Source organism: Craterilacuibacter sp. RT1T, from assembly GCF_023502145.1.
GTDB lineage: Bacteria > Pseudomonadota > Gammaproteobacteria > Burkholderiales > Chromobacteriaceae > Craterilacuibacter.
Genome location: NZ_JAMFLI010000003.1, coordinates 148523 through 169745, shown reverse-complemented (window position 1 = coordinate 169745; position 21223 = coordinate 148523). Strand labels below are relative to the sequence as shown.

Genomic DNA, 21223 nt, shown 5'->3' with positions numbered 1-21223 from the left:
TAACATTACCTAATGGCAAGGCTAAGCCGAGCATGCCCATGCTAATCAGTAATCCGCCCCCAGATAGAAATAGCCAATCAGGCGCCCACCCTCGCCATATCCGGCACCGATAAACAAGGGCCCGATCAGCGAGTCGGCACCGACAAATACCGAGCCGGCAGGCAGCCAGCTGCTGCGTTTCTCTTGCCACAGCCCGCCCTACACCCGCCCGGCCTCAAGCGAGCCCCCCAGATACACACCGGTACCCAGAGCCGAAGGCAAAGAGGCCACACGCCAGTAAGCCATGGCTCTGGCCAGGGCCGCGCGCTGGCCTAACAACTCATCCTTCTGGTAACCGGATAAATTAAGGAAGCCGCCCAAGGGGGCAATATAGCGGCCTTCGTCAGTAGCACCATTAAACTTGCCGGTCAGACGCAAGGTCAGATCCTGCGCCGTGGTGGTGACATAATCAAAGCTGCCGTCGAAAGTGGTGAGTTGGTCAAAGGCCGGGTCGGTCCAGGCCTCAATGGCTTTTTGCACCTTCAACTGCATGGCGTAGCCCTTGCGCGGCCAGCGTGGATTATCGAACTGGTCAATGGTGAGCGAGGTCTCGATGCCGCCGATATGGTAGCGGGTGTCTGGCAGCAAGGCCGGATCGCCCACCTTGACGCCGGAGTCGAGATCCCCCTTAAACAGGCCCAATCGCCACTCGCCATACTTGCCCAGCGCAAGCCCCCCTGCCAGACCTAGCTGGCGCTCGCGCAGATTGAAGTCAGCCAGCCGCTTATGCGAGCCGTCATACAGCGAATACATATCGTCACGTACAAAAGCCCGCGCCGAAACAAAAAAGGGCGATGTGGCGGTTAAGGGCTGATAAAATTCGCTACCCAAATACAAATTCTCGCCAACCCGCGCTTCGTTAAACCAGGTGCCGCCTGCCGCATTCATCCATACCCGACGCTGGCTGGCCAGCAAGGCAAACGTGGCGTCTCCGTCACTCGCCCCCTCCAGACTCAGACCAAAACGCAGCGTACTGGGGCCGCTATTACGCTCCACCGGCATCACGGCAGCGACATTGCGTCCATCGGCATGCTGTAAGGTATAAGACAGGCTGTCGTAATCCCCCTCGGCAAACACCGATTGCAAACGGTCGAGAAAATCCTTCTGCGACACCTCGCCCGCGTGAATGGCCAGCTTTTCTTGCAAGGCCTGCCGATTGACCGTACTGGTTTCCTTGAGCTCTACCGCATTGATGTGAGGGGCTGCCTTACGCTTTAAACTGGCACGCCAAGCCTGATAATCCTGATCCGTGCGCGAGAAACGGGACAGTAATGCTGCATGCTCACGCACCGCCTGACGCCCGGTTTCCGCAATGGCCATACTGTCGGAAAAAGCGGTGGCCGAAGTACTGCCCAGCTTGGGACGCAACAAAACATCATCCGGACCAAGCAAAGCCAATTGCTCGCGCACATTGCGATTAACACCCAGGTTGATACTTTGGCTCAAGACATCCAGCCAGCTCTCGATCTCCTTGCTTTGTTTCAGGGGCTCGCCCACATCAATGGCAATCACCACATCGGCACAGCGCCCCTTGATATCGGACACTGGCAGGTTGCGCGCCAGCATGCCATCGACCAGCACGCGGCCATCGACATTCACAGCATCAAACACACCGGGCACCGCCATACTGGCGCGCAGCGCCGTAGACAGATCACCCTTGTCAAACACCACGGCGTCCCCCGTTTCCAGATCAGTCGCCAGCGCCCTGAATGGTATGGGCAGCTCGTCAAAACTGCCGGGTGCCGCATCGCGTGTCAGGTAACGTATATAAAGATCTATGGACTGCGAATTGATAGCGCCGCGCGGCAGGCGCAGCTTGCCATCGACCACTCCTAACGTCAGATCAAGATAGTTGCGGGTATCTTCACGCTTACGGATATAAGGCACATCGGCACGAGGCGGCTTGCCCGAGGTCAATAGATCCCAGTCTGTTCTGGCAAAGGTGTCGGCAAGCTGCGACAATGGCACACCACTTGCATAGATACCGCCAATCAGCGAGCCCGCACTGGTACCGGCGATGCAACTGATGGGGATTTTCAGCTTTTCCAGCTCCTGTAGCGCACCAAGGTGGGCAAAACCACGCGCACCGCCGCCACCCAATACGACGCCAATGCGAGGGGGCATCGACAAATTGGCTAAGGCAGGATGGGCGGCAACAGCGAATAAAATAGAAGTGAGTAATATTCGACACAGTTTCATTGGGGCTTCTTGTACTGGTTTTACATTTTCACTGACATAGCTGAAAAAATTAAAATTATGAAAATTAAACAATACAACGCAGCGAGTACAGCGCGACATGTTTGATCTTAAAGCTTTTATCGGCTCGGTCATGGGGCGTAATGGATCGCAACATGCGAGTGCCGCAACGGTCACCCAACTGGCGCAGAACCTGCCCGAGGCCGAGTTTCATAGTGCTTTCATTGACATCATCAAGGCGATTAGCCGCCTCAACAGCGATATGGATGTGCCGCTCAAAGAGCGCCTGCAGGCCTTGCTTTATGTCGACGAGGCCTCCTACACATTCCACGAAAAAATTTGCGCTGAATTGCTGGACAATAATGCCAGATCGCAATCCTACCTGCCCAGTATTCTGTCTTACTGGAGTGAGCTATCCAACGGCTACCAGCTATGTATCCGCCAGTTTCAGCGCAGCAAAAACCCCCAGCTAGATGACGATATCAAACTAGCCACTTTGCGCGCCCTGCATCACCAGCTGGGACTGGTGAAATGGAGCGCCTTGCGCTACCTCACCGCCGACGCTACAACCTGGCAACAGGCTTATCACATTTATGCGTTCACGGAAGCCCAGCATTTTCAGCGTGAAATGCTGCGCATCTATCCTAAACACGAAGCGGCCTCCGCCGAAGGGCTGCTGATAGCCGCAGCCATGCTGCATCTTGCCCAGACCGATAATCTGCTACCTCAGGAAATAGAAGGGGTCAGCCATCTGCTCATCGGCATGGTGCGTGATGTCAAGCTACAAGAAGAGCCGGCTGCGAGCGAGTTTCAATATGTATTGAACCTGAATCAGGCACTGGCTCCACAGCTTTTACGTCGCGGCACCATTGGCAAGGGCTGCCGCTATTGGTCCGGCGAATCGGTTCTTAACCGTCTGGCCGACCTGATGCTGGCATTTGACCAGCAAACGCCGGAAAACCTGAAGCGCGCCCTGCCAACACTGGATCGCCAGGCATGGCAAAACCTGCTGGACAAGCTGGCTACCCGCTGGTCACAGGATGGCGGCAAATCGATGCGCCGCCACGAGCGCACCATTACATTCGCCAACAGCTTGGTCGAAGTCGGGCTGGAGCGTATTACCCTGGCCATCAAGCTCAATCGCAATAGCGAAGAGCGAGTCGACAACTGGAAAGTAAACGACATCAGCGATACCGGCATGGGGCTGGTCTATCTGGGCCGCAATGTTGACGGCCTTAAACTTGGACGCCTGATCTGGGTCTCGACTGAAAGCCAGAACAGTACCTTGGGCGTTATTCGCCGCATCCAGCGCCTGTCCGAAGGCGGCACAAAAGTCGGGGTGGAAGTCATTGCCTACAGCCCGTTGGTGGTCGGCCTGTCGGAAATGCATACCGATACCAGCAACCCGCTGGCGGCGCTGTATGTTACCCAAGCCAATGCCAAGTGCGGGGAGCGCATGCTGCTGATACCACAACGACTGGCCGAAGCCGGGCGCACACTGATCTTTTCCGCCAATGCCAAAGCCTATCAAATCCGCATCAAGGCATGCCTGGCAAAACTGGAAGAAACGGCACAAGTCGACTTCGAGACACTGGAACGCGTCAATACCTGACAAAAAGACCTTCCCAAAGACAAAAACGCCAGCCTCAAAGACTGGCGTTTTCCATTTCCGGCCAGTAACCAACCTGGCCGGCTTGCATCCGTATTACAGAATTTCCAGAATCCCTGCCGCGCCCATGCCGGTGCCGATACACATGGTCACCATGCCGTAACCTTTTTCGCCACGGTTGCGCATGCCATGCACCAAGGTCGCAGTACGGATCGCGCCGGTCGCACCCAGCGGATGACCCAAAGCGATGGCGCCGCCATTCGGGTTAACCAGGCTCATATCCAGTTCCAGATCACGCGCCACCGCCAGTGCCTGCGCAGCAAAAGCTTCGTTCAGCTCCATCCACTTGATGTCGGACTGGCTGATACCGGCCTGACGCAAGGCCAGCGGAATCGCTTCTTTCGGGCCAATCCCCATGATTTCCGGCGGTACGCCCTTGACCGCAAAGGTCACATAACGCGCCAGCGGCGTAAGATTGAACATCTTGAGGATTTTTTCCGATACCAGGATCACGGCAGCGGCACCATCCGACATTTGCGAGCTATTGCCTGCCGTCACCGAACCCTTGGCATCAAACACGGTACGCAGCTTGGCCAAGCCTTCCATCGTGGTTTCGCGACGCGGACCTTCGTCGTTTTCCAGCCATTTCTTGCGCAGCACGACTTCGCCGGTTTCCAGATTGGGTGTGCGGTAGATCGCTTCCAGCGGGCTGATTTCCGCCTTGAACGCACCCGAATCGATGGCGGCAATAGCGCGACGGTTGGACTCGACCGCGAATGCATCCTGATCTTCGCGCGAGATGCCCCACTGCTGGGCGACTTTCTCGGCGGTCAGGCCCATGCCGTAGGCAATCGCCAGATTCTCATCCTTGGCGAAAATTTCCGGATTCAGCGATACCTTGTTGCCCATCATCGGCACCATGGACATCGACTCAGAACCCGAAGCGATGCAGATATCGGCTTCGCCCAGACGGATACGGTCAGCGGCCATCTGTACGGCGTTGATGCCGGACGAGCAATAGCGGTTGATGGTGATGCCGCCAACCGTTTCCGGCAGACCGGCCAGCAGCGCACCAATACGCGCCATATTCAGACCCTGCTCGGCTTCGGGGAAAGCACAGCCGGTCACCACATCCGAAATCAGCGATGGATCGAGGTCAGGCACCTGGGCCATCGCGCTACGGATAACATGCGCCAGCATGTCGTCCGGGCGCACATTGCGCATCATGCCGCGCGGAGCCTTACCGACCGGCGTACGGGTCGTCGCAACGATATAAGCTTCTTGAACTTGTTTGGTCATCTTTTTCTACTCCACTTCGGGCATGGGATGCCGGCAGGGGCCTTGCTGCACCCATCTGGCCAAGCCATCACCCACACCCGATTGACTCCATAGTCGTCTATTGAGGGAATGCGCCAGGGCGAAAGACAACGCGTGCCTCGCACCCCATGACACCCTGCCCTATCAGTTACGCAGCGGCTTGCCAGTGGTCAGCATATTGGCGATACGCGCCTGGCTCTTCGGGTTTTTCAGCAAGGTAATGAATGCCTTGCGCTCCAGCGTCAGAATCCATTGCTCGTCGACCAGCGTACCTTGCTCGACATCACCACCACACATCACATCGGCAACCAGGCCGGAGATATAGTAGTCATGCTCGGAAATAAAGCGACCTGCCAGCATATTCACCAACTGGCCCTTGATCGAAGCGGCACCGGCGCGACCCGCAACCGGGAAGCCCTTGACCTTGAGCGGCGGACGGTAGCCGGCATTTGCCATGGCCAGCGCTTCGCTCTTGGCAACGCACAACAACTCATACGCGTTGAACACCACAACGTCAGACTTTTTCAGGAAGCCCATTTCCTGCGCTTCAACCGCGCTGGTGGCCACCTTGGCCATGGCGATGGTCATGAAGTAGTCTTTGAGTGCAGACAGAATGTCGCCACGCGCTTCTTGCGAGGCACGCAGGGCAAACTCCTTGCAACCACCACCGGCCGGCAGCAAGCCGACACCGACTTCAACCAGACCGATATAGCTTTCCAGATGCGAAACAACGCGGTCGGCGTGCAGCACGAACTCGCAGCCGCCACCAAAGGCGTAACCCTGCGTAGCGGCCACCACTGGAATCTGGCTGTACTTCAGGCGCATCGACATGGCCTGGAAGCGGCACACCGCGGCATCAATCGCTTCCCAATCGCCAGTCATGAAGGCCGGCATCATCGACGCGAGGTCCGCGCCCACCGAGAACGGCTCTTCGGTCTGCCAGATCACCAGACCCTTGAAGCGGGACTCGGCAATATCCAGCGCCGTGCTCAGCCCTTCCAGTACGTCCGGACCAATGGCATGCGCCTTGGACTTGAACGACACCACCAGCACGTCGTCGCCGGTGGTAAACGCCCGCACGCCGGCGTTTTCAAATACGGTTTCACCCAGTGGGGCGCTGGTTTCGCCCAGCACTTTGGCGGGTGCGAGCTGACGCTGGTAAACGTCAAGCTGCGAGCGGCCAATCAGTTTGCCGCTGGCTGCATCGAACGAGCCGGCATCAAAATGCACGCCTGCACGATCTTCTTCCAGCACCCAGGCTGGCAGTGCTGCAGACGACAGGCCCTTGCCAGCAGCGATGTCTTCGGCGATCCAGCCGGCGACTTGCTGCCAGCCGGCCGACTGCCAGGTCTCGAACGGGCCGGTAGACCAGCCAAAGCCCCAGCGAATCGCGAAATCGACATCGCGTGCGCAGTTGGCGATATCGCCCAAATGGAAGCCGATATAGTGGAATACGTCGCGGAAGCATGCCCACAGGAACTGGGCCTGCGGATGGCTGCTCTCGCGCAGTTTCTTGAATTTTTCTGCCGGATCGGCAATCTTGAGGATGTCCTTGACCGCATCGTCACCCTTCTGGCCGCCAGCCACATAGGCACCGCTTGCCGGGTCGAACACGGTCATCATCTTGCCGTCTTTTTTGTAGATGCCAGCACGGGTCTTGGCGCCCAAGGCACCGGCAGCGATCAGCTTTTGCAGCCACTCCGGCGACTTGAAGTAAGCGTGCCACGGGTCTTCCGGCAGCGTGTCGTCCATGGTCTTGACCACATGGGCGAAGGTGTCCAGACCGACCACATCGGCGGTACGGAAGGTGGCCGACTTCGGACGACCCAGACGCGGGCCGGTCAAATCGTCGACCACATCAAAGCGGATGCCGAATTTTTCGGCGTTGGCGATGGTCGCCAGCATCGAGAACACGCCGATGCGGTTAGCCACAAAGTTAGGCGTATCCTTGGCGCGAATCACGCCCTTGCCCAGCGTGGTAACCAGGAAGCGCTCGAGATTGTCGAGCATGGCCGCATCGCTGGTCACGCACGGAATGATTTCCACCAGATGCATATAGCGTGGCGGGTTAAAGAAGTGCACACCGCAGAAGCGCGGACGCACCGAGTCCGGACAGGCGGCAGCCAGCTTGTTGATCGACAGTCCGGAAGTATTAGTCGCGAAAATGGTCTGCTCGCCGAGGAACGGTGCCACCTTGTGATACAGGTCGGCTTTCCAGTCGGCGCGTTCGGCGATCGCTTCGATCACCACATCGCAATCCTTCAACAGATGCAGATGGTCTTCGTAATTGGCAGGCGTAATGTACTGGATGGCTTCCTTGCTGGAAACCGGCGATGGCTTGAGCTTTTTCAAGCCTTCAAGCGCCTTGAGCACGATGCCGTTTTTATCGCCTTCTTTTGCCGGCAGGTCGAACAATACCGTCGGGACTTTGGCATTCACAAGATGAGCGGCGATCTGCGCACCCATCACGCCTGCGCCGAGCACGGCGACCTTGCGTACGATGAATTTGGATTGAGACATGGTTTCCTCGTTGGTTGAAACACACAATCATCAGGTGCGCGCATCATGCGCCACCTTGTTTTCATAGGGGCAGGCGCTGGCCAAGCAGCCACCCGCCCCGAGAACTCACGCTTCCAAACCCTTCATACAGTCAAGGGAGATCAGAAGCGGTAGTTGTACTGCACGCCTAACAAGTTGGCGTAGGCCTTGTAATCAGCCGAACCCTTGGTGTAACTGGATACGCAATTCACTTCGCGAGGTGCCGAGCCACCACAGTAGCCGTTTACATTAGCCGATCCGTCCTGAATCTTGATGTAGCTGTAAGCCACATCAATGGACGAGACCTTGTTCAGCTTGTAGTTGCCACCGAACGAGAACCAGATACGGTCATTGTCCGGCATGGTTGCCAGACGCTTATCTTCCGATGGAACAGGCGTCTTATCGTAAGCAATACCGGCACGCAGTTGCAATGGTTCGCTGTAATCGAACGAAGCGCCCAGAGCTACCTTGTAGGTGTTCTTCCACGACGGGCTCAGGATGGTCTTATTTGCCTTATCAGCTGGCGGCGGCAGTACCTGCTTGTCTGCACCGTAAACCACTTCAGCACGGTCAAAGCGCGAGTGTTTGGTCCAGGTTACATCAGCAAACGTCGTCCACTTCGGAGCCACTTTGAACATGCCATGCAGCGACAGCGACTCTGGTGTATCGATATCCACCTTGGCACTGCTATCAATGTAACCCAAGGCCTCCATAATCTGGCCTTCGGCCCCCGCAGGTACGGTCCAGTCAGCTTCACCTTCCAGCTTGTGCTTCACCTTGGAGCGATAGTTCACGCCGATACGGGCGTTCTCGTTGATATCCCACAGCCAAGCCAATGTATAACCAAAGCCCCAGTCATCGCCATTGATCTTGGCGTGACCATCAAGCGCTCCAGTACCATCTTGAGCTAGGGCTGCTTGAGCAGCCGTACTTGCTTTTGTAGCGAGCGCAACGGCGTCCTGAGCTTTCTTTGCAAGCTCAGCTTTTTTGGTGGAATCAGTCTCAGCAGCCGCAGCCGCACCTAATTTCTGAGCAGCGGTTTTAGCATCCAACGCGGCGCGTCCATAGGCACCCGCCAACGACTGGGCAAAGTTTGCGTATTGCACCAGCTTGGCATCCGCGTACTGGGCAACGACACCAACCGCAAACGAATGCTGATCATTTAGCTTGAAGGCAATGGTCGGGTTGAAGTCAATCGTCTTCAGCTCGGTTTCATTCAGGTTGTAGCGCAGAACCGAGTTTGTTTGATAGTGGGTTGCCGAGGCAAATGGAACATAAATACCCAAGCCTGCGGTAAATCGGTCATTCAACTGGTGCGTCACATACAAGTGAGGCACGGCAATCAGATCGTCGACAATCTTGCCGGAACTACTCCCTTGGATCTTTGTACCATTTGGAGCAACTGGTGTTGGTGCTGTAAAAGCCTCTGCATTGCTGTACTTCACACTCGGCGCTACCAGATTCAGCGCGCCGGAGAAGTTGGTGCCGGGCAGCTTGGTCATGCCGGCCGCGTTGTAGAAAATGGTCGATGCATCGGACGCTTCGGCAGCACTTGCGTTGGCCGTCGACTGCGAGCTAACCGACTGGGTACCAAAGTGGTAACCGGAAGCATGCACAGTGGAAACGGCGCCGATGAGCATCACGGACAGGCTGAGGTGTTTGAGCTTCATTATGTGTCCCTCTTATGCTTTGCAGCTTTAATGTTGTTTGCCTATTTGAACTGCAAACTGCAGTCATCCGCGATACTACCAGAGCCCTAGAGTATTTCCACCACTTTTTAGATTGATCGTTCTAAACGGTCGTTTGAATGACCAGCACGCGAACTGTAGCGCATTTTATACGGTGTGAATACCCCCTGAATGCACGTCAAACCAAGGTTTCAGCAGATTTTTCACAGTGTCGCATTCCTGCTACGCAAGCCACGCCATGCGCAAAGCGTGCTGCCTGATTTTTTTACGACAAACAGGATCATTACGACCCGCGTGCCGGCTTATTCTCTGCTAGCAGACCATCGCAACAAGGCACTCAAAACCCACCAGTCATGCTATATAAGCAAAACACTACATCTGCCATCCAACGCAAACGACAGGATGCTCCTCTTCCCAAAAAAAATACCCGCGCAAGCGCGGGTATCGAGAAAGCATGAGCAAGCAGACAATCAGAACACGCCCAGACCGCTCAGCATCACCAGCAGCACCAGCAAAGGCGTAACGTAGCGAATAGTAAAGAACAAGGCACGCAACAAGCCCTCGTTCTGCAGTTTGCCATGATTGCTCAGCGCATCGCGCATACGATCAAATCCCCATACCCAGCCTACAAACAGGCACAAGGCGATACCGCCAGCCGGCATAATCAGCTTGGAGCTGACCTCGTCAAACAGGTCGAACATATTCAGGCCAAACAGCTTGAAGTCTGCCAATACGCTGCCGGACAGCGCACAGGTCGAACCGATCAGCGCCAGCAACAACAGGGTAAACAGCACGGCACGCGGACGGCTGACACCAAAGCGCCCGACCATGACCGATACCGGCACCTCCAGAATGGACAGCATGGCACCGGTCGCCGCGATGGCGGTCAGGATGAAAAACAGCACCATAAACACATGACCGAATGGCATGCTGGCAAAAACGGCCGGAATGGTAATAAACACCAGTGAAGGGCCGGCGGCAGGCTCGAAACCAAACGAGAACACGGCAGGGAAGATGGCAATACCGGCCAGCATGGAAACAAACAAGTCCGCCCCCATCACGCGCACGGTGGTCAGCGGGATATTCTGGTCATCCTTAAAGTAGCTGCCATAGGTAATCATGGTACCCATACCAATGGACAGTTTAAAGAAAGCCAAACCCATTGCGGTCAGCACCACGCCGGCGCTGATTTTGGAAAAGTCCGGCGTAAATAGGAAACTCAGGCCTTGAGCGGCGCCTGGCAGCATCAGGCTGCGCACACCCAGCACAATCAGCAGCAGAAACAAAACCGGCATCAGCTTTTTGGTGACGGCTTCAATGCCCTTGGACACCCCCAGCAATAAAATGCCGCCAATAAACAGCAACACCCCCCACTGCCATAGCAGGGACTGAACCGGATCAGCCACCAAAGCGGCAAAAGCCGCCGATGTCACGGCAGGGTCACTGGACAGGATGCTGCCACCCATCGCCTTAAATACATAGGCAAACACCCATGCCGCCACTTCCGAATAAAACGACATGATCAGGAAGGCAGCCAATACACCGAATGCGCCGATCAGCCACCACGGCTGCCCGGCTGGCGCCAGCATTTTCAGGCTGGACACCGCATCGCGCTTGGCAGCCCGCCCCAGCATGATTTCTGAAATCATCACGGGCAGGCCAACCAGTAAGGTCGCCAGCAAATAAACCAGCAGGAAGCCTGCGCCGCCGTTGGCGCCGGTCAGATAAGGAAACTTCCAGATATTACCCAAACCCACCGCCGAGCCCAGCGTGGCGGCCAATACACCGAAGCTGGAGGTAAAACCATCCCGGGCCAGCTTGGCACTACTTGTCGTTGTGTTCTGTTGCGTCATGATCGCTCTTGTCGTTGATCCAAATATAAACATGCCGGCTTTTGCCCGGCACGCCGTCCCTTCTATTGTGCTTGAGCACGCACATGGCGTAAACGCATGACACGTCATTGCGAGCACGCGACCCACTAAGCATTACAAGCTAGGATAAAAAGATAGAAACAAAGTGCAGGCTAGCATGAAGACATCGACGAGGCTTGCCTTGGCAATGAATTCCCGCTATAGTCCGCCCCGTAGTTTCTATGGCGGGCCTCCCCGCATTGCACGGTAGTGAACCTGGTCAGGTCCGGAAGGAAGCAGCCACAGCTATTTAGTGCAAGTGCCGGGGGTTGGGCTCGCCACCCCTTCCCTCTTGTTTTTCCCAGATACACCCCAATTCTTTCGTCATGGCGACAGACGCATCTCCATTTGCGACACATTCAGCATATACCGCTGTACTTCTGTATTAGCTGGCGCTAAAATAAGATTTATACGATATAAAAACAAATCCACCTGCATTTGACTTGGTGGAATGTAGTTTTTTGCTATGGTACAGGGTGTGCAACGCCCATAACGATAATTACCTTTTCATAAGCTGAGGAAATCACCATGAAACTCTTCGAAAAAATCGCCAACCCACGCGAAATCCGCCGCAAGCTCGGCCTGAACCAGCAGGAATTCTGGAGCCGTATCGGCGTCACCCAATCCGGTGGCTCCCGCTACGAAAGCGGCCGCAACATGCCTAAGCCGGTACGCGAACTGCTGCGCCTGGTTCATATCGAACAGATTGATCTTGCCAAGGTCAAGCGCGAAGACTTCGAGATCGTTGAGTACTTGAAAGAGACTCACCCCGACCTGTACAAGAGCCTGCGCAAGGCTGTACGCGCTCGTATTGAAGCCCTGGAAGGCGAAGGCGGCGATACTGCAGCTGCCCATAGCTGATATTAAAATAAAGAAGCCGAACCAAGCGTGTTGTTTCATGGTGAAACAGGTTCGGCTTTTTCCTGCGCTACCGTCATGACGGCCCTGCTGCCATAGCGGTAGCGTACAAGTTCAAGTCTTGTTATTCCTGCTCGCTGCTTCGCACCAAGAGTACCGGCACATCGGCCAGCTTAAGCAGCCCTTCCGCTACACTGCCCATCAAGATATGCATCAAGCCGCTGTACCCGTGGGTGCCCATCACAATCAAATCCGCACCCCACTCGCTCGCATCATCCATCAGCACTGATGAAATCTTGTCGCCCCAGCTTTCCAGTATCTGCGTTTCCGCCACCACACCCAAGCCTGCAGCCAAGGTTTCCGACTGCGCCAACACCTGAGAACCGGCCTGCTTGATTGACTGCTGCAACTCGCTGGCATCCAGGAACTCGGTGCCCCCCCAGCCAAACTGTGCCAGATCAACCACATGAACCAGCCTGACAGCGGCCGACATCTCCTTAGCCAAGCGGCAAGCCTCATTCAAGGCCAGATTGGACGTCTGACTGTCATCAACCGGAACATAGATACGTTTGTACATGCTGTTCTCCGTACGGGGTTTGTCATGTTATGAGCCTAGTCTAACAAAGCGGCACGCCCGAGACTTGATTCAAATTAAATAGATCATTATTCTGCAAGCGATCAGCAAATGAAAGTGCGACATGGCCCGCCTGCAGCTATCCCTTCCTGACCCTATTCTATTTAACACCCGGATCACAGTTCGCATTGGTGACATCAACTATGGTGCTCACCTAGCCAACGACGCTGTTTTATCACTGGCACATGAAGCAAGACTGCAATTCCTCAAGTCGCTAGGCTATAGCGAAATGGATGTCGAAGGACTCGGCATCATCATGACGGATGCGGCCATTTGCTACAAAAGCCAAGCCTTCCATGGCGACACGCTTTCATTTTCCATTGGACTGACTGACTTCAATCGCTATGGCTGCGACATTCTTTACCAAGTAAACGATGACAATACAGGTAAGGAAGTGGCAAGATTAAAGACAGGTATTGTATTTTTCGACTATCCGCAACAAAAAGTAGCCCGTATGCCTGAGGCTTTTGCCCGGCGATTCGGTATAGATACAGGAGACATGTCTTGAACCGTTACGCGCCCAACAGCCCGGAATCCATGGCAAGACTGCTTGCCATGTTCATGATTACCGATGGCAATATGGATGAAAGAGAACTCGACGCACTGGAAAACCTGCATGTCTATTCCTTGCTCGGGCTGTCACGCAAGCGTTTTGTCGCCACGCTGACCCAGCTCTGTGACGAGATTTCGGATGAGGCCCAGGATGATGGCCTCATCAGCATGTTCGACAAAGACCGGATTGATGGCTATCTGGATGCCATTACCGACCGGCAAAAGCGTCTGCTGACCGCAGCGCTGGCGATTGACGTCTGCAAATCGGATGGCGTGATCAGCGATGCCGAGATGGCTCTGCTGCGCTACATGCTTGGCGCCTGGCGCATTACGCTGGACGATGTAGAGGCCGAACTGATTCGCCGCTAAGCACCTCCCCGTCCAGCCAAGAGCCGCCAAAGAGCGGCTTTTTCCTTATCAAAAAACAACAGGAAACCACGAGATGAAACCACGCTTTGCCGGCACCCACGACTATGTCGCTACCGATGACCTGATGATGGCAGTCAATGCAGCCATCACACTGGAACGCCCCCTGCTGATCAAGGGCGAGCCCGGCACCGGCAAAACCATGCTGGCAGAACAGGTTGCCAAGAGTCTGGGACGCGAGCTGATCGTCTGGCCCATCAAATCCACCACCAAGGCACAACACGGCCTGTATGAATACGATGCGGTTTCACGCCTGCGCGACTCGCAACTGGGAGACGCCAAGGTCAGCGACATCCGCAACTACATCGTCAAAGGCAAACTGTGGCAGGCTTTTGATGCGGAAGTCGCACCGGTCTTGCTGATTGATGAAATCGACAAGGCCGATATCGAATTTCCCAACGATTTGCTGCGCGAACTGGACCAGATGGAATTTTTTGTGCACGAGACGCAGGAGTTCGTACGGGCGCGTCACCGCCCCATCATCCTGATCACCTCCAATAATGAAAAGGAGTTGCCGGACGCCTTCCTGCGCCGCTGCTTCTTCCATTACATCCGCTTTCCCGAGCGGGACACCATGCAAGCCATTATTGATGTGCATTACCCGCAGCTGCAGCAGCAACTGGTGCAAGAGGCAATGAATGTGTTCTTTTCGGTGCGCGACTTGCCCGGCCTGAAAAAAAAGCCGTCCACCTCCGAATTGCTGGACTGGATACGCCTGCTGGCCGCCGAATCGGTCGCCCCCGCCACTTTGCGTGCCCAGCATGCAGCGCAAGTACTGCCGCCCATGGCTGGCGCCTTGCTTAAAAGCGAGCAGGATATGCAGCTATTCGAGCGCCTGATGCAGATGGCGCGCCTGCGCCGCGGTGCCTGATATGGATTGGCAAACCGCGCGCAGCGCCTTTGTGTCGCATCTGCAACTGGAAGGGCTAAGCCCCCACACCATAGCGGCTTATGAGCGCGATCTTGCCATTTTGCAACAAAGCTACCCGGCGCAGCCTCCTGCCAGCCTGACGCGGGAGCAACTCACCCGCGAACTGGCGCGCCTGGCCGCGCGCGGCTTGAATGGCAAGTCGCTATCACGCGCGCTGTCGGCATGGCGGCGTTTTTTCGGCTTCATCAGCCAGAAAGAGGCTATCAGCGACGCCCTCTTTCTGGGGCTGAAAGCACCAAAGTCCGCCAAACGCCTACCGAAAGCCTTGCCCGTCGATAAAGCCATGCAACTGCTGGACGAGAGCCCTGAACAAGGCAATGCGTATCTGATTACACGCGACCAGGCCATGTTCGAACTGATGTATTCGGGTGGATTGCGTCTGGCCGAATTGTGCGCACTGGATCTTGGCGACCTCAGTCTGGAGGAAGGGCTGGTTCGCGTCATGGGCAAGGGCAATAAGGCACGTTTGTGCCAAGTCGGCAGCCAAGCATCACAGGCCATGCACGCCTGGCTTGAAACGCGCCAAAGCCTGAATGCGGGAGAAGCGCTGTTCGTCAGTCTGCGCGGCACCCGGCTTGGCGCGCGCCAAGTGCAAAACCGCCTCGCCAGCTGGGCCACACAAGCCGGCATGGACCGCCGCGTCCACCCGCATATGCTGCGCCATTCATTTGCCAGCCATATCCTGCAATCATCGGGCGACCTGCGCGCAGTACAAGAAATGCTGGGCCACGCCAACCTCACGAGCACCCAAATTTACACCGCGCTGGACTTCCAGCATCTGGCTGAGGTCTACGACAAGGCGCACCCCAGAGCGCATAAAAAAGACTAAACACCATCAGAATTTTATACAAAGGACACGACCATGCTGCTCATGATCGATAACTACGACTCCTTCACCTACAACCTCGTCCAGTATTTTGGCGAGTTGGGGCAAGAGGTCAAAATTTTCCGCAACGACGAGATCACGCTGGAGCAAATCGAAGCGCTGGCACCGCAGTTTCTGGTGATTTCCCCCGGCCCTTGCTCACCCAACGAGGCCGGTATTTCGGTTGCCGCCATCCATCACTTTGCCGGCAAGCTGCCTATTCTGGGCGTTTGTCTGGGCCACCAGAGCATAGGGCAGGCATTTGGCGGCAAGATCGTACACGCCAAACAACTGATGCACGGCAAGGTGTCCGACGTATTCCACCACAATACCGGCATGTTCCGTGCATTACCCGACCCGGTGGTCTGCACCCGCTATCACTCGCTGGTGATCGAGCGCGAAACATTGCCTGACTGCCTGGAAATCACCGCCTGGACGGCCGATGGCGAAATCATGGGCGTGCGCCACAAGACACTGCCTATCGAAGGCGTGCAATTTCACCCCGAAGCCATACTGACGCAACATGGCCACCGCATGCTGGACAATTTCCTCAAAGAATTCGCCTGAAATCCCGCATAAACAGGCGAGCAATACAACAATAAAAACCGGAGAAACCATCATGATTACCGCACAAGCCGCGCTTAACCGCCTGATAGACCAGAACGAGTTGTTCTACGACGAAATGCTGGACCTGATGCGCCAGATCATGCGCGGCGAAATATCGCCGGCGCTAACCGCTGCCATTTTGATCGGCCTTAGGGTCAAGGTAGAAAACGTATCCGAAATTGCCGCCGCCGCCACAGTCATGCGCGAGTTTGCCACGCTGGTGCCGGTCAAGGAGCGGCACTTTCTGGTTGACACCTGCGGCACCGGAGGCGACAAGTCGCATACCTTTAATATTTCAACCACCTCCGCTTTTGTTGCGGCCGCAGCGGGGGCGCGCGTGGCCAAGCATGGCGGCCGCTCGGTCAGCTCAAGCTCGGGCAGCGCCGATGTACTTGAAGCACTGGGGGTCAGTCTGCAGCTGGATGCCGCCGCCGTAGCGCGCTGCATCGATGAAGTCGGCCTCGGCTTTATGTTTGCACCCAACCATCACTCGGCGATGCGCCATGTCGCACCGATTCGCAAAGAGCTGGGGGTGCGCACCATTTTCAATATTCTGGGCCCGCTCACCAACCCGGCGGGGGCCGACAATCAGGTGATGGGGGTCTTTCACCCCGATCTGGTCGGCATTCAGGCGCGCGTGCTGCAGCAACTGGGCAGCCGCCATGTCATGGTGGTACATGGCCGGGATGGGCTGGACGAAATCAGCCTGACCGGCACGACGCGGGTCGCCGAACTGAAAGACGGCCACATCACCGAATATGAACTAGACCCGCGCGACTACGGCCTCGATTACATCGATCCGGCACAGATCCGTGCCGAGAATGCCGCCCAATCCAAAGCCTTGCTGCTCTCGGTATTGGAAGGCAAAAGTGGCGCGGCGCGCGATATCGTACTCATCAATGCCGGTGCCGCCATTTACTGCGCCGGGGTATCGCCTACGCTGGCAGACGGCATCGCTGCCGCACGCCGAGCAATAGATAGCGGCCGGGCACATGAAAAGCTGACCGAACTGGTACAATTGAGCACAAAATTAGCCAACTAATCCTTCAATTGCTGCCTGCGGGCGGCTTTTTGCACCTGAAAGAGCCCGGAATGACCAAACTTTCCAAGGAAATTTTCAAGGCCTACGATATTCGCGGCGTAGTCGGCAAGACGCTGACGCAAGAGACCGCCCAACTGATTGGCCAGGCACTGGGCTCGGAAGCTCGCGCCCGCCAGGTCAAGGCCATGGTAGTCGGTCGTGATGGCCGCCTGTCCGGCCCGGATCTGGCCGCAGCCATTGCCAAAGGGATACGCGCGGCCGGGATCGATGTCATAGATGTCGGTATGGTTGCCACGCCCATGCTGTATTTCGCCGCCTACGAACTGGGCACGCTATCGGGTGTGATGGTCACCGGCAGCCATAATCCGCCTGAATACAATGGTTTCAAGATGATGCTTGCCGGCGACACCCTGTCCGGCGAAGACATTCAAGCCCTGTACCAGCGCATTGTGGCCAAGGATTTGGCCAGCGGCGAAGGCAGCTATCGCGAACACGACATTGCCGATGCCTATCTTGAGCGCATCACCAGCGATATCAAGTTGTCGCGCCCGATGAATATCGTCATCGACTGCGGCAACGGTGTCGCCGGAGCCTTTGCGCCTACCCTGTACCGCCGTCTGGGTTGCAAGGTGCGCGAGCTGTTTTGTGATGTAGATGGAACTTTCCCCAACCATCATCCCGACCCGGCCAAACCGGAAAACCTGGCCGATGTGGTGACCGCGCTGGACAAGACCGACGCTGAAATCGGTCTGGCCTTCGATGGCGATGGCGATCGCCTCGGCGTCGTAACCAAGGCGGGCAATATCATCTGGCCGGATCGCCAACTGATGCTGTTTGCCGCCGATGTGCTGGAGCGCAACCCGGGCGCCAAGGTGATTTACGACGTCAAGTCCACCCGTTTGCTTGCGCCTTGGATACGCGACAATGGCGGCATTCCGGTGATGGCGCGTACCGGCCACAGCTTTATCAAGGCCAAGATCAAGGAGACCGGCGCGCTGATGGCCGGCGAAATGAGCGGCCATGTATTCTTCAAAGAGCGCTGGTACGGTTTTGATGACGGTCTCTATGCCGGTGCCCGCCTGCTGGAAATCTTGTCGCGAGTGGATGATCCTAGTGCGCTTTTGAATGCACTGCCTAACGCCATCTCCACCCCCGAGCTGAATATCAAGCTTGCGGCCGAGGGCGAAAACCATGCACTCATCGCCAAACTGCAGGAAACGGCCGTCTTTGATGGCGCCGAAGAAATCATCACCATGGACGGCCTGCGCGTCGAATACCGTGATGGCTTCGGCCTGGCACGCGCATCCAACACCACGCCGGTGATCGTATTGCGCTTTGAAGCCGACAGCGAAGAGGCACTGGAGCGCATCAAGGCGGATTTCCGCCGCACATTAGCTGCCGTGACCGACGCTGCACTTCCATTCTGATTTTTATCCGCTTGAATGACAGGGCGTGCGCGATGCACGCCCTTCCCTATTGAGCCCGACCGGAACACCATTATGTACACACAAGCCGCCAGCACCTTGCTGACCATCCGCGACCTGTTGCGCTTCGCCATTTCCCGCTTCAACGAAGCAGAGTTGTCCTATGGCCACGGCAGCAGCAATGCCCATGACGAAGCCGCCTACCTGATTTTGTCCACGCTCAAGCTGCCTATCGACACGCTGGATCCTTATCTGGATGCACGGCTCTTGCCGGGCGAAGTTGAAACCGTGCTGGACATCATTGCGCGGCGTGCCGTCGAACGCGTACCCGCGGCCTACCTGACCCACGAAGCCTGGCAGGGCGAATTCAATTTCTATGTGGACGAGCGCGTACTGGTGCCACGCTCCTTTATCTACGAACTGATGGGCGAGCCGCTTGAGCCATGGATCGAACACCCGGAGCTGGTCCATCGCGCGCTGGACCTGTGCACCGGCTCGGGCTGCCTCGCCATCCAGCTGGCACACCATTATCCGGATGCACAAGTCGATGCCGTCGATATCTCGCTGGATGCACTTGAAGTGGCATCCATCAATATCGAAAACTACGGCTTGCAAGAGCGCATCCAGCTGATCCACTCCGACATGACCGAAGGGCTGGAAGAGCCTTACGACCTGATCATCTCCAACCCGCCTTATGTCGACCAGGAGTCGGTAGACGAACTGCCGGAAGAGTATCTGCACGAACCGGAACTGGCGCTGGGCTCCGGCCGTGACGGGCTGGATGCAACCCGCGTCATTCTGGCCGAAGCCAGTCGCCTGCTGAACCCCAAGGGCGTGCTGCTGGTCGAAATCGGCCACAACCGCGATGTACTGGAAGCAGCCTATCCGCAGCTGCCGTTTGTCTGGCTGGAAACCAGCGGCGGCGATGGCTTTGTCTTCCTGTTGACACGCGAAGACCTGACCGAAGCGGGCCTGTAAAACAGCCCGCTTCACAAAAAACCGGTTACCTTACTCAGGCAACCGGTTTTTTTGATGGTACGGGTAACGCTCGCACTCACAGCGCATTATTGCACTGCGCTCAACGCAAGCGTCCAGCCGCCCCACCTTGTCAAACAGGCTTTAGAGCGGTTAATGCTTGATGGGGAGAAGTATCATCGATGCGACTGCTTTTCCAAACGAGGAGCTTTTCGAACGTCTCTTTCAGCTAAGCCAATGGCTCGATAACGTTAGAGGCGAGCGATATCCAGTAGGCGTTAGATCACAGCCGCGCACCAGCTGGTGTATTCACGGCCGGAAAATAACCCGTTTTCATTGCGGATGGTAAGTTACATATCTCTCTTTGACTGTCCGCTGCCAACGCCGCACCCACGCGAACGCGGGTGCGACTTGCCTTGGTTATAGCTTGCCAAAAGTGCACTTTACTGGACGACCGACTTGACCTTCCAGTCGTTGTTCTCCACCGAAGAGATAGTGACCGGCGCGTTTTTCAGGTTGCCGGCCGCGTCGAAGCCGAAGTCGGCGGTCACACCTTTGTAGCCGGTCTTGGCGATATACGGCAGGAACTTGGCAGGGTCAGTCGAGCCTGCGCGTTTCATCGCATCGGCGACAATCATCACGCCGTCGTAGAACTGCGGCCCGAGCAACACGACGTCCTGCTGGTAACGCGCCTTGTAGCGCTGTTCAAAGTCCTTGCCGGCAGGGCGCGCACCCAGTTCGCCGCCGGCGACCGCCGAGTAGTGGCCGGTGGCGTCGGTGCCGGCCAGCTTGATGAAGTTCGGCGTGTTGAGCATGTCGCCCCCCATCAGCCGCGCGTTGAGCCCCAGCCGCTTCATCTGGCGCGCCATCGGCGCGGCCTGCGCGTCCGCCCCGCCGTAGAAGATCACGTCGGGCTTTTGCGCCTTCAGGCTGGTGAGGATCGCGGTGAAGTCGTTCGCCTTGTCGTTGGTGTACTCGCGCTTGATGGGCTGCTTGCCCTGTGCGGCCAGCGACTTCACGAATTCGTCGGCGATGCCCTGCCCGTAGGCGGTACGGTCGTCGATCACCGCGATACGCTGCGCCTTGAGCTGCCTGACCGCGTACTGGCCGAGCGAGCCGCCGATCTGACTGTCGGAACCGACCAACCGGAAGGCGGTCTTGTAGCCGCTGGCGGTATACGCCGGGTTGGTCGCCACCGACAGCTGCGGAATGCCGGCGTCCGAGTAAATGCGCGAGGCGGGAATCGACACGCCGGAATTGAAGTGGCCGATCACCGCCTTGACGCCTGAGTCGACCAGGCGCTGCGCGACCTGAGTGCCGACGCGCGGGTCGGCCTGGTCGTCCTCGGGCACCAGCTCGAACTTCACCTTCTGCCCGCCGATCACCAGGTTCTGCTTGTTGAGGTCGTCGACCGCCATCTTCGCCGCGTTTTCGTTGTCCTTGCCGTAGTGCGCCTGCGGCCCGGACAGCGGCGACGCGAAGCCGAGTTTGACCACGCTGTCGGCGTGAGCGGCGCTGATCGCGAACGGCGCCATCATGCCGCCCAGCGCCAGGACTAGGTGAAGCTTGCGAAATGCCTGCTGTGCCATGCTGTTCTCCTCCTCTTTCACACC

17 protein-coding genes and 1 other RNA gene are annotated in these 21223 nt (G+C 56.8%); 11 read left to right on the top strand and 7 right to left on the bottom strand.

Translation table 11 applies throughout. The features are described from left to right. Positions 1-198: 198 nt before the first annotated feature. Entirely contained in the window at positions 199-2163 is a 1965-nt protein-coding gene (locus M3P88_RS07105) for a patatin-like phospholipase family protein (RefSeq protein ID WP_249615340.1), read from the bottom strand. A 172-nt stretch (positions 2164-2335) separates the two neighbouring features. Here M3P88_RS07105 and M3P88_RS07100 point away from each other — a divergent pair, with 172 nt between their 5' ends. Continuing rightward, positions 2336-3847 (top strand): cyclic-di-GMP receptor FimW-related protein, encoded by a 1512-nt coding sequence (locus tag M3P88_RS07100; RefSeq protein ID WP_249615339.1) that lies wholly within the window; start codon positions 2336-2338, stop codon positions 3845-3847. A 93-nt stretch (positions 3848-3940) separates the two neighbouring features. Here M3P88_RS07100 and M3P88_RS07095 read toward each other — a convergent pair whose 3' ends face one another. The 4 genes from M3P88_RS07095 to M3P88_RS07080 all read right to left on the bottom strand — a co-directional run bounded on the left by M3P88_RS07095 (position 3941) and on the right by M3P88_RS07080 (position 11240). Beyond that, positions 3941-5143 carry an acetyl-CoA C-acyltransferase gene (locus M3P88_RS07095; protein ID WP_249615338.1) on the bottom strand — a complete coding sequence of 401 codons (1203 nt, stop codon included), beginning with the start codon at positions 5141-5143 and terminating at the stop codon, positions 3941-3943. A 162-nt stretch (positions 5144-5305) separates the two neighbouring features. Next, entirely contained in the window at positions 5306-7681 is a 2376-nt protein-coding gene (locus M3P88_RS07090; RefSeq protein ID WP_249615337.1) for a 3-hydroxyacyl-CoA dehydrogenase/enoyl-CoA hydratase family protein, read from the bottom strand. A 140-nt stretch (positions 7682-7821) separates the two neighbouring features. Next, positions 7822-9369, bottom strand: a complete 1548-nt coding sequence (locus M3P88_RS07085; RefSeq protein ID WP_249615335.1) for an OmpP1/FadL family transporter — start codon at positions 9367-9369, stop codon at positions 7822-7824. Positions 9370-9857: 488 nt separating this feature from the next. Further along, positions 9858-11240 carry a sodium-dependent transporter gene (locus M3P88_RS07080; RefSeq protein WP_249615334.1) on the bottom strand — a complete coding sequence of 461 codons (1383 nt, stop codon included), beginning with the start codon at positions 11238-11240 and terminating at the stop codon, positions 9858-9860. A 241-nt stretch (positions 11241-11481) separates the two neighbouring features. On the opposite strand from M3P88_RS07080, the gene ffs reads away from it, so the two are divergent. Continuing rightward, positions 11482-11580, top strand: an RNA gene (gene ffs / locus M3P88_RS07075) — signal recognition particle sRNA small type. 245 nt (positions 11581-11825) lie between these two features. Then, positions 11826-12158: a helix-turn-helix domain-containing protein gene (locus M3P88_RS07070; protein ID WP_249615333.1), complete on the top strand. Its 333-nt coding sequence runs from the start codon at positions 11826-11828 to the stop codon at positions 12156-12158. Between the two features lie 121 nt (positions 12159-12279). Here the strand turns inward: M3P88_RS07070 and M3P88_RS07065 are convergent, their stop codons facing one another. Further along, entirely contained in the window at positions 12280-12732 is a 453-nt protein-coding gene (locus tag M3P88_RS07065; RefSeq protein ID WP_249615332.1) for a universal stress protein, read from the bottom strand. 121 nt (positions 12733-12853) lie between these two features. On the opposite strand from M3P88_RS07065, the gene M3P88_RS07060 reads away from it, so the two are divergent. From M3P88_RS07060 to prmB, 8 genes are all read left to right on the top strand, one after another. Continuing rightward, the gene (locus tag M3P88_RS07060; protein WP_249615331.1) at positions 12854-13297 is read left to right on the top strand and encodes an acyl-CoA thioesterase; all 444 of its coding nucleotides are present in this window, start codon (positions 12854-12856) and stop codon (positions 13295-13297) included. Further along, positions 13294-13710, top strand: coding sequence for a tellurite resistance TerB family protein (locus M3P88_RS07055; RefSeq protein ID WP_249615330.1), 417 nt, complete (start codon positions 13294-13296; stop codon positions 13708-13710). Before M3P88_RS07060 ends, M3P88_RS07055 begins: the two co-directional genes overlap by 4 nt. 73 nt (positions 13711-13783) lie before the next feature. Beyond that, complete coding sequence (locus tag M3P88_RS07050) at positions 13784-14638, top strand: AAA family ATPase (RefSeq protein ID WP_249615329.1); 855 nt, start codon at positions 13784-13786, stop codon at positions 14636-14638. A gap of 1 nt (position 14639) precedes the next feature. Then, on the top strand, positions 14640-15527 hold the full coding sequence (locus M3P88_RS07045) for a tyrosine recombinase XerC (RefSeq protein WP_249615328.1): 888 nt from the start codon (positions 14640-14642) through the stop codon (positions 15525-15527). Between the two features lie 33 nt (positions 15528-15560). Next, positions 15561-16130 carry an aminodeoxychorismate/anthranilate synthase component II gene (locus M3P88_RS07040; protein ID WP_249615327.1) on the top strand — a complete coding sequence of 190 codons (570 nt, stop codon included), beginning with the start codon at positions 15561-15563 and terminating at the stop codon, positions 16128-16130. 52 nt (positions 16131-16182) lie between these two features. After that, positions 16183-17211, top strand: a complete 1029-nt coding sequence (gene trpD / locus M3P88_RS07035; protein ID WP_249615326.1) for an anthranilate phosphoribosyltransferase — start codon at positions 16183-16185, stop codon at positions 17209-17211. 50 nt (positions 17212-17261) lie between these two features. Further along, positions 17262-18638, top strand: coding sequence for a phosphomannomutase/phosphoglucomutase (locus M3P88_RS07030; protein ID WP_249615325.1), 1377 nt, complete (start codon positions 17262-17264; stop codon positions 18636-18638). Positions 18639-18710: 72 nt separating this feature from the next. After that, positions 18711-19613: a 50S ribosomal protein L3 N(5)-glutamine methyltransferase gene (gene prmB / locus M3P88_RS07025; RefSeq protein WP_249615324.1), complete on the top strand. Its 903-nt coding sequence runs from the start codon at positions 18711-18713 to the stop codon at positions 19611-19613. A 440-nt stretch (positions 19614-20053) separates the two neighbouring features. On the opposite strand, the gene M3P88_RS07020 is transcribed toward prmB, so the two are convergent. Further along, positions 20054-21199 (bottom strand): branched-chain amino acid ABC transporter substrate-binding protein, encoded by a 1146-nt coding sequence (locus M3P88_RS07020; protein WP_249615323.1) that lies wholly within the window; start codon positions 21197-21199, stop codon positions 20054-20056. Between the last annotated feature and the right edge of the window lie 24 nt (positions 21200-21223).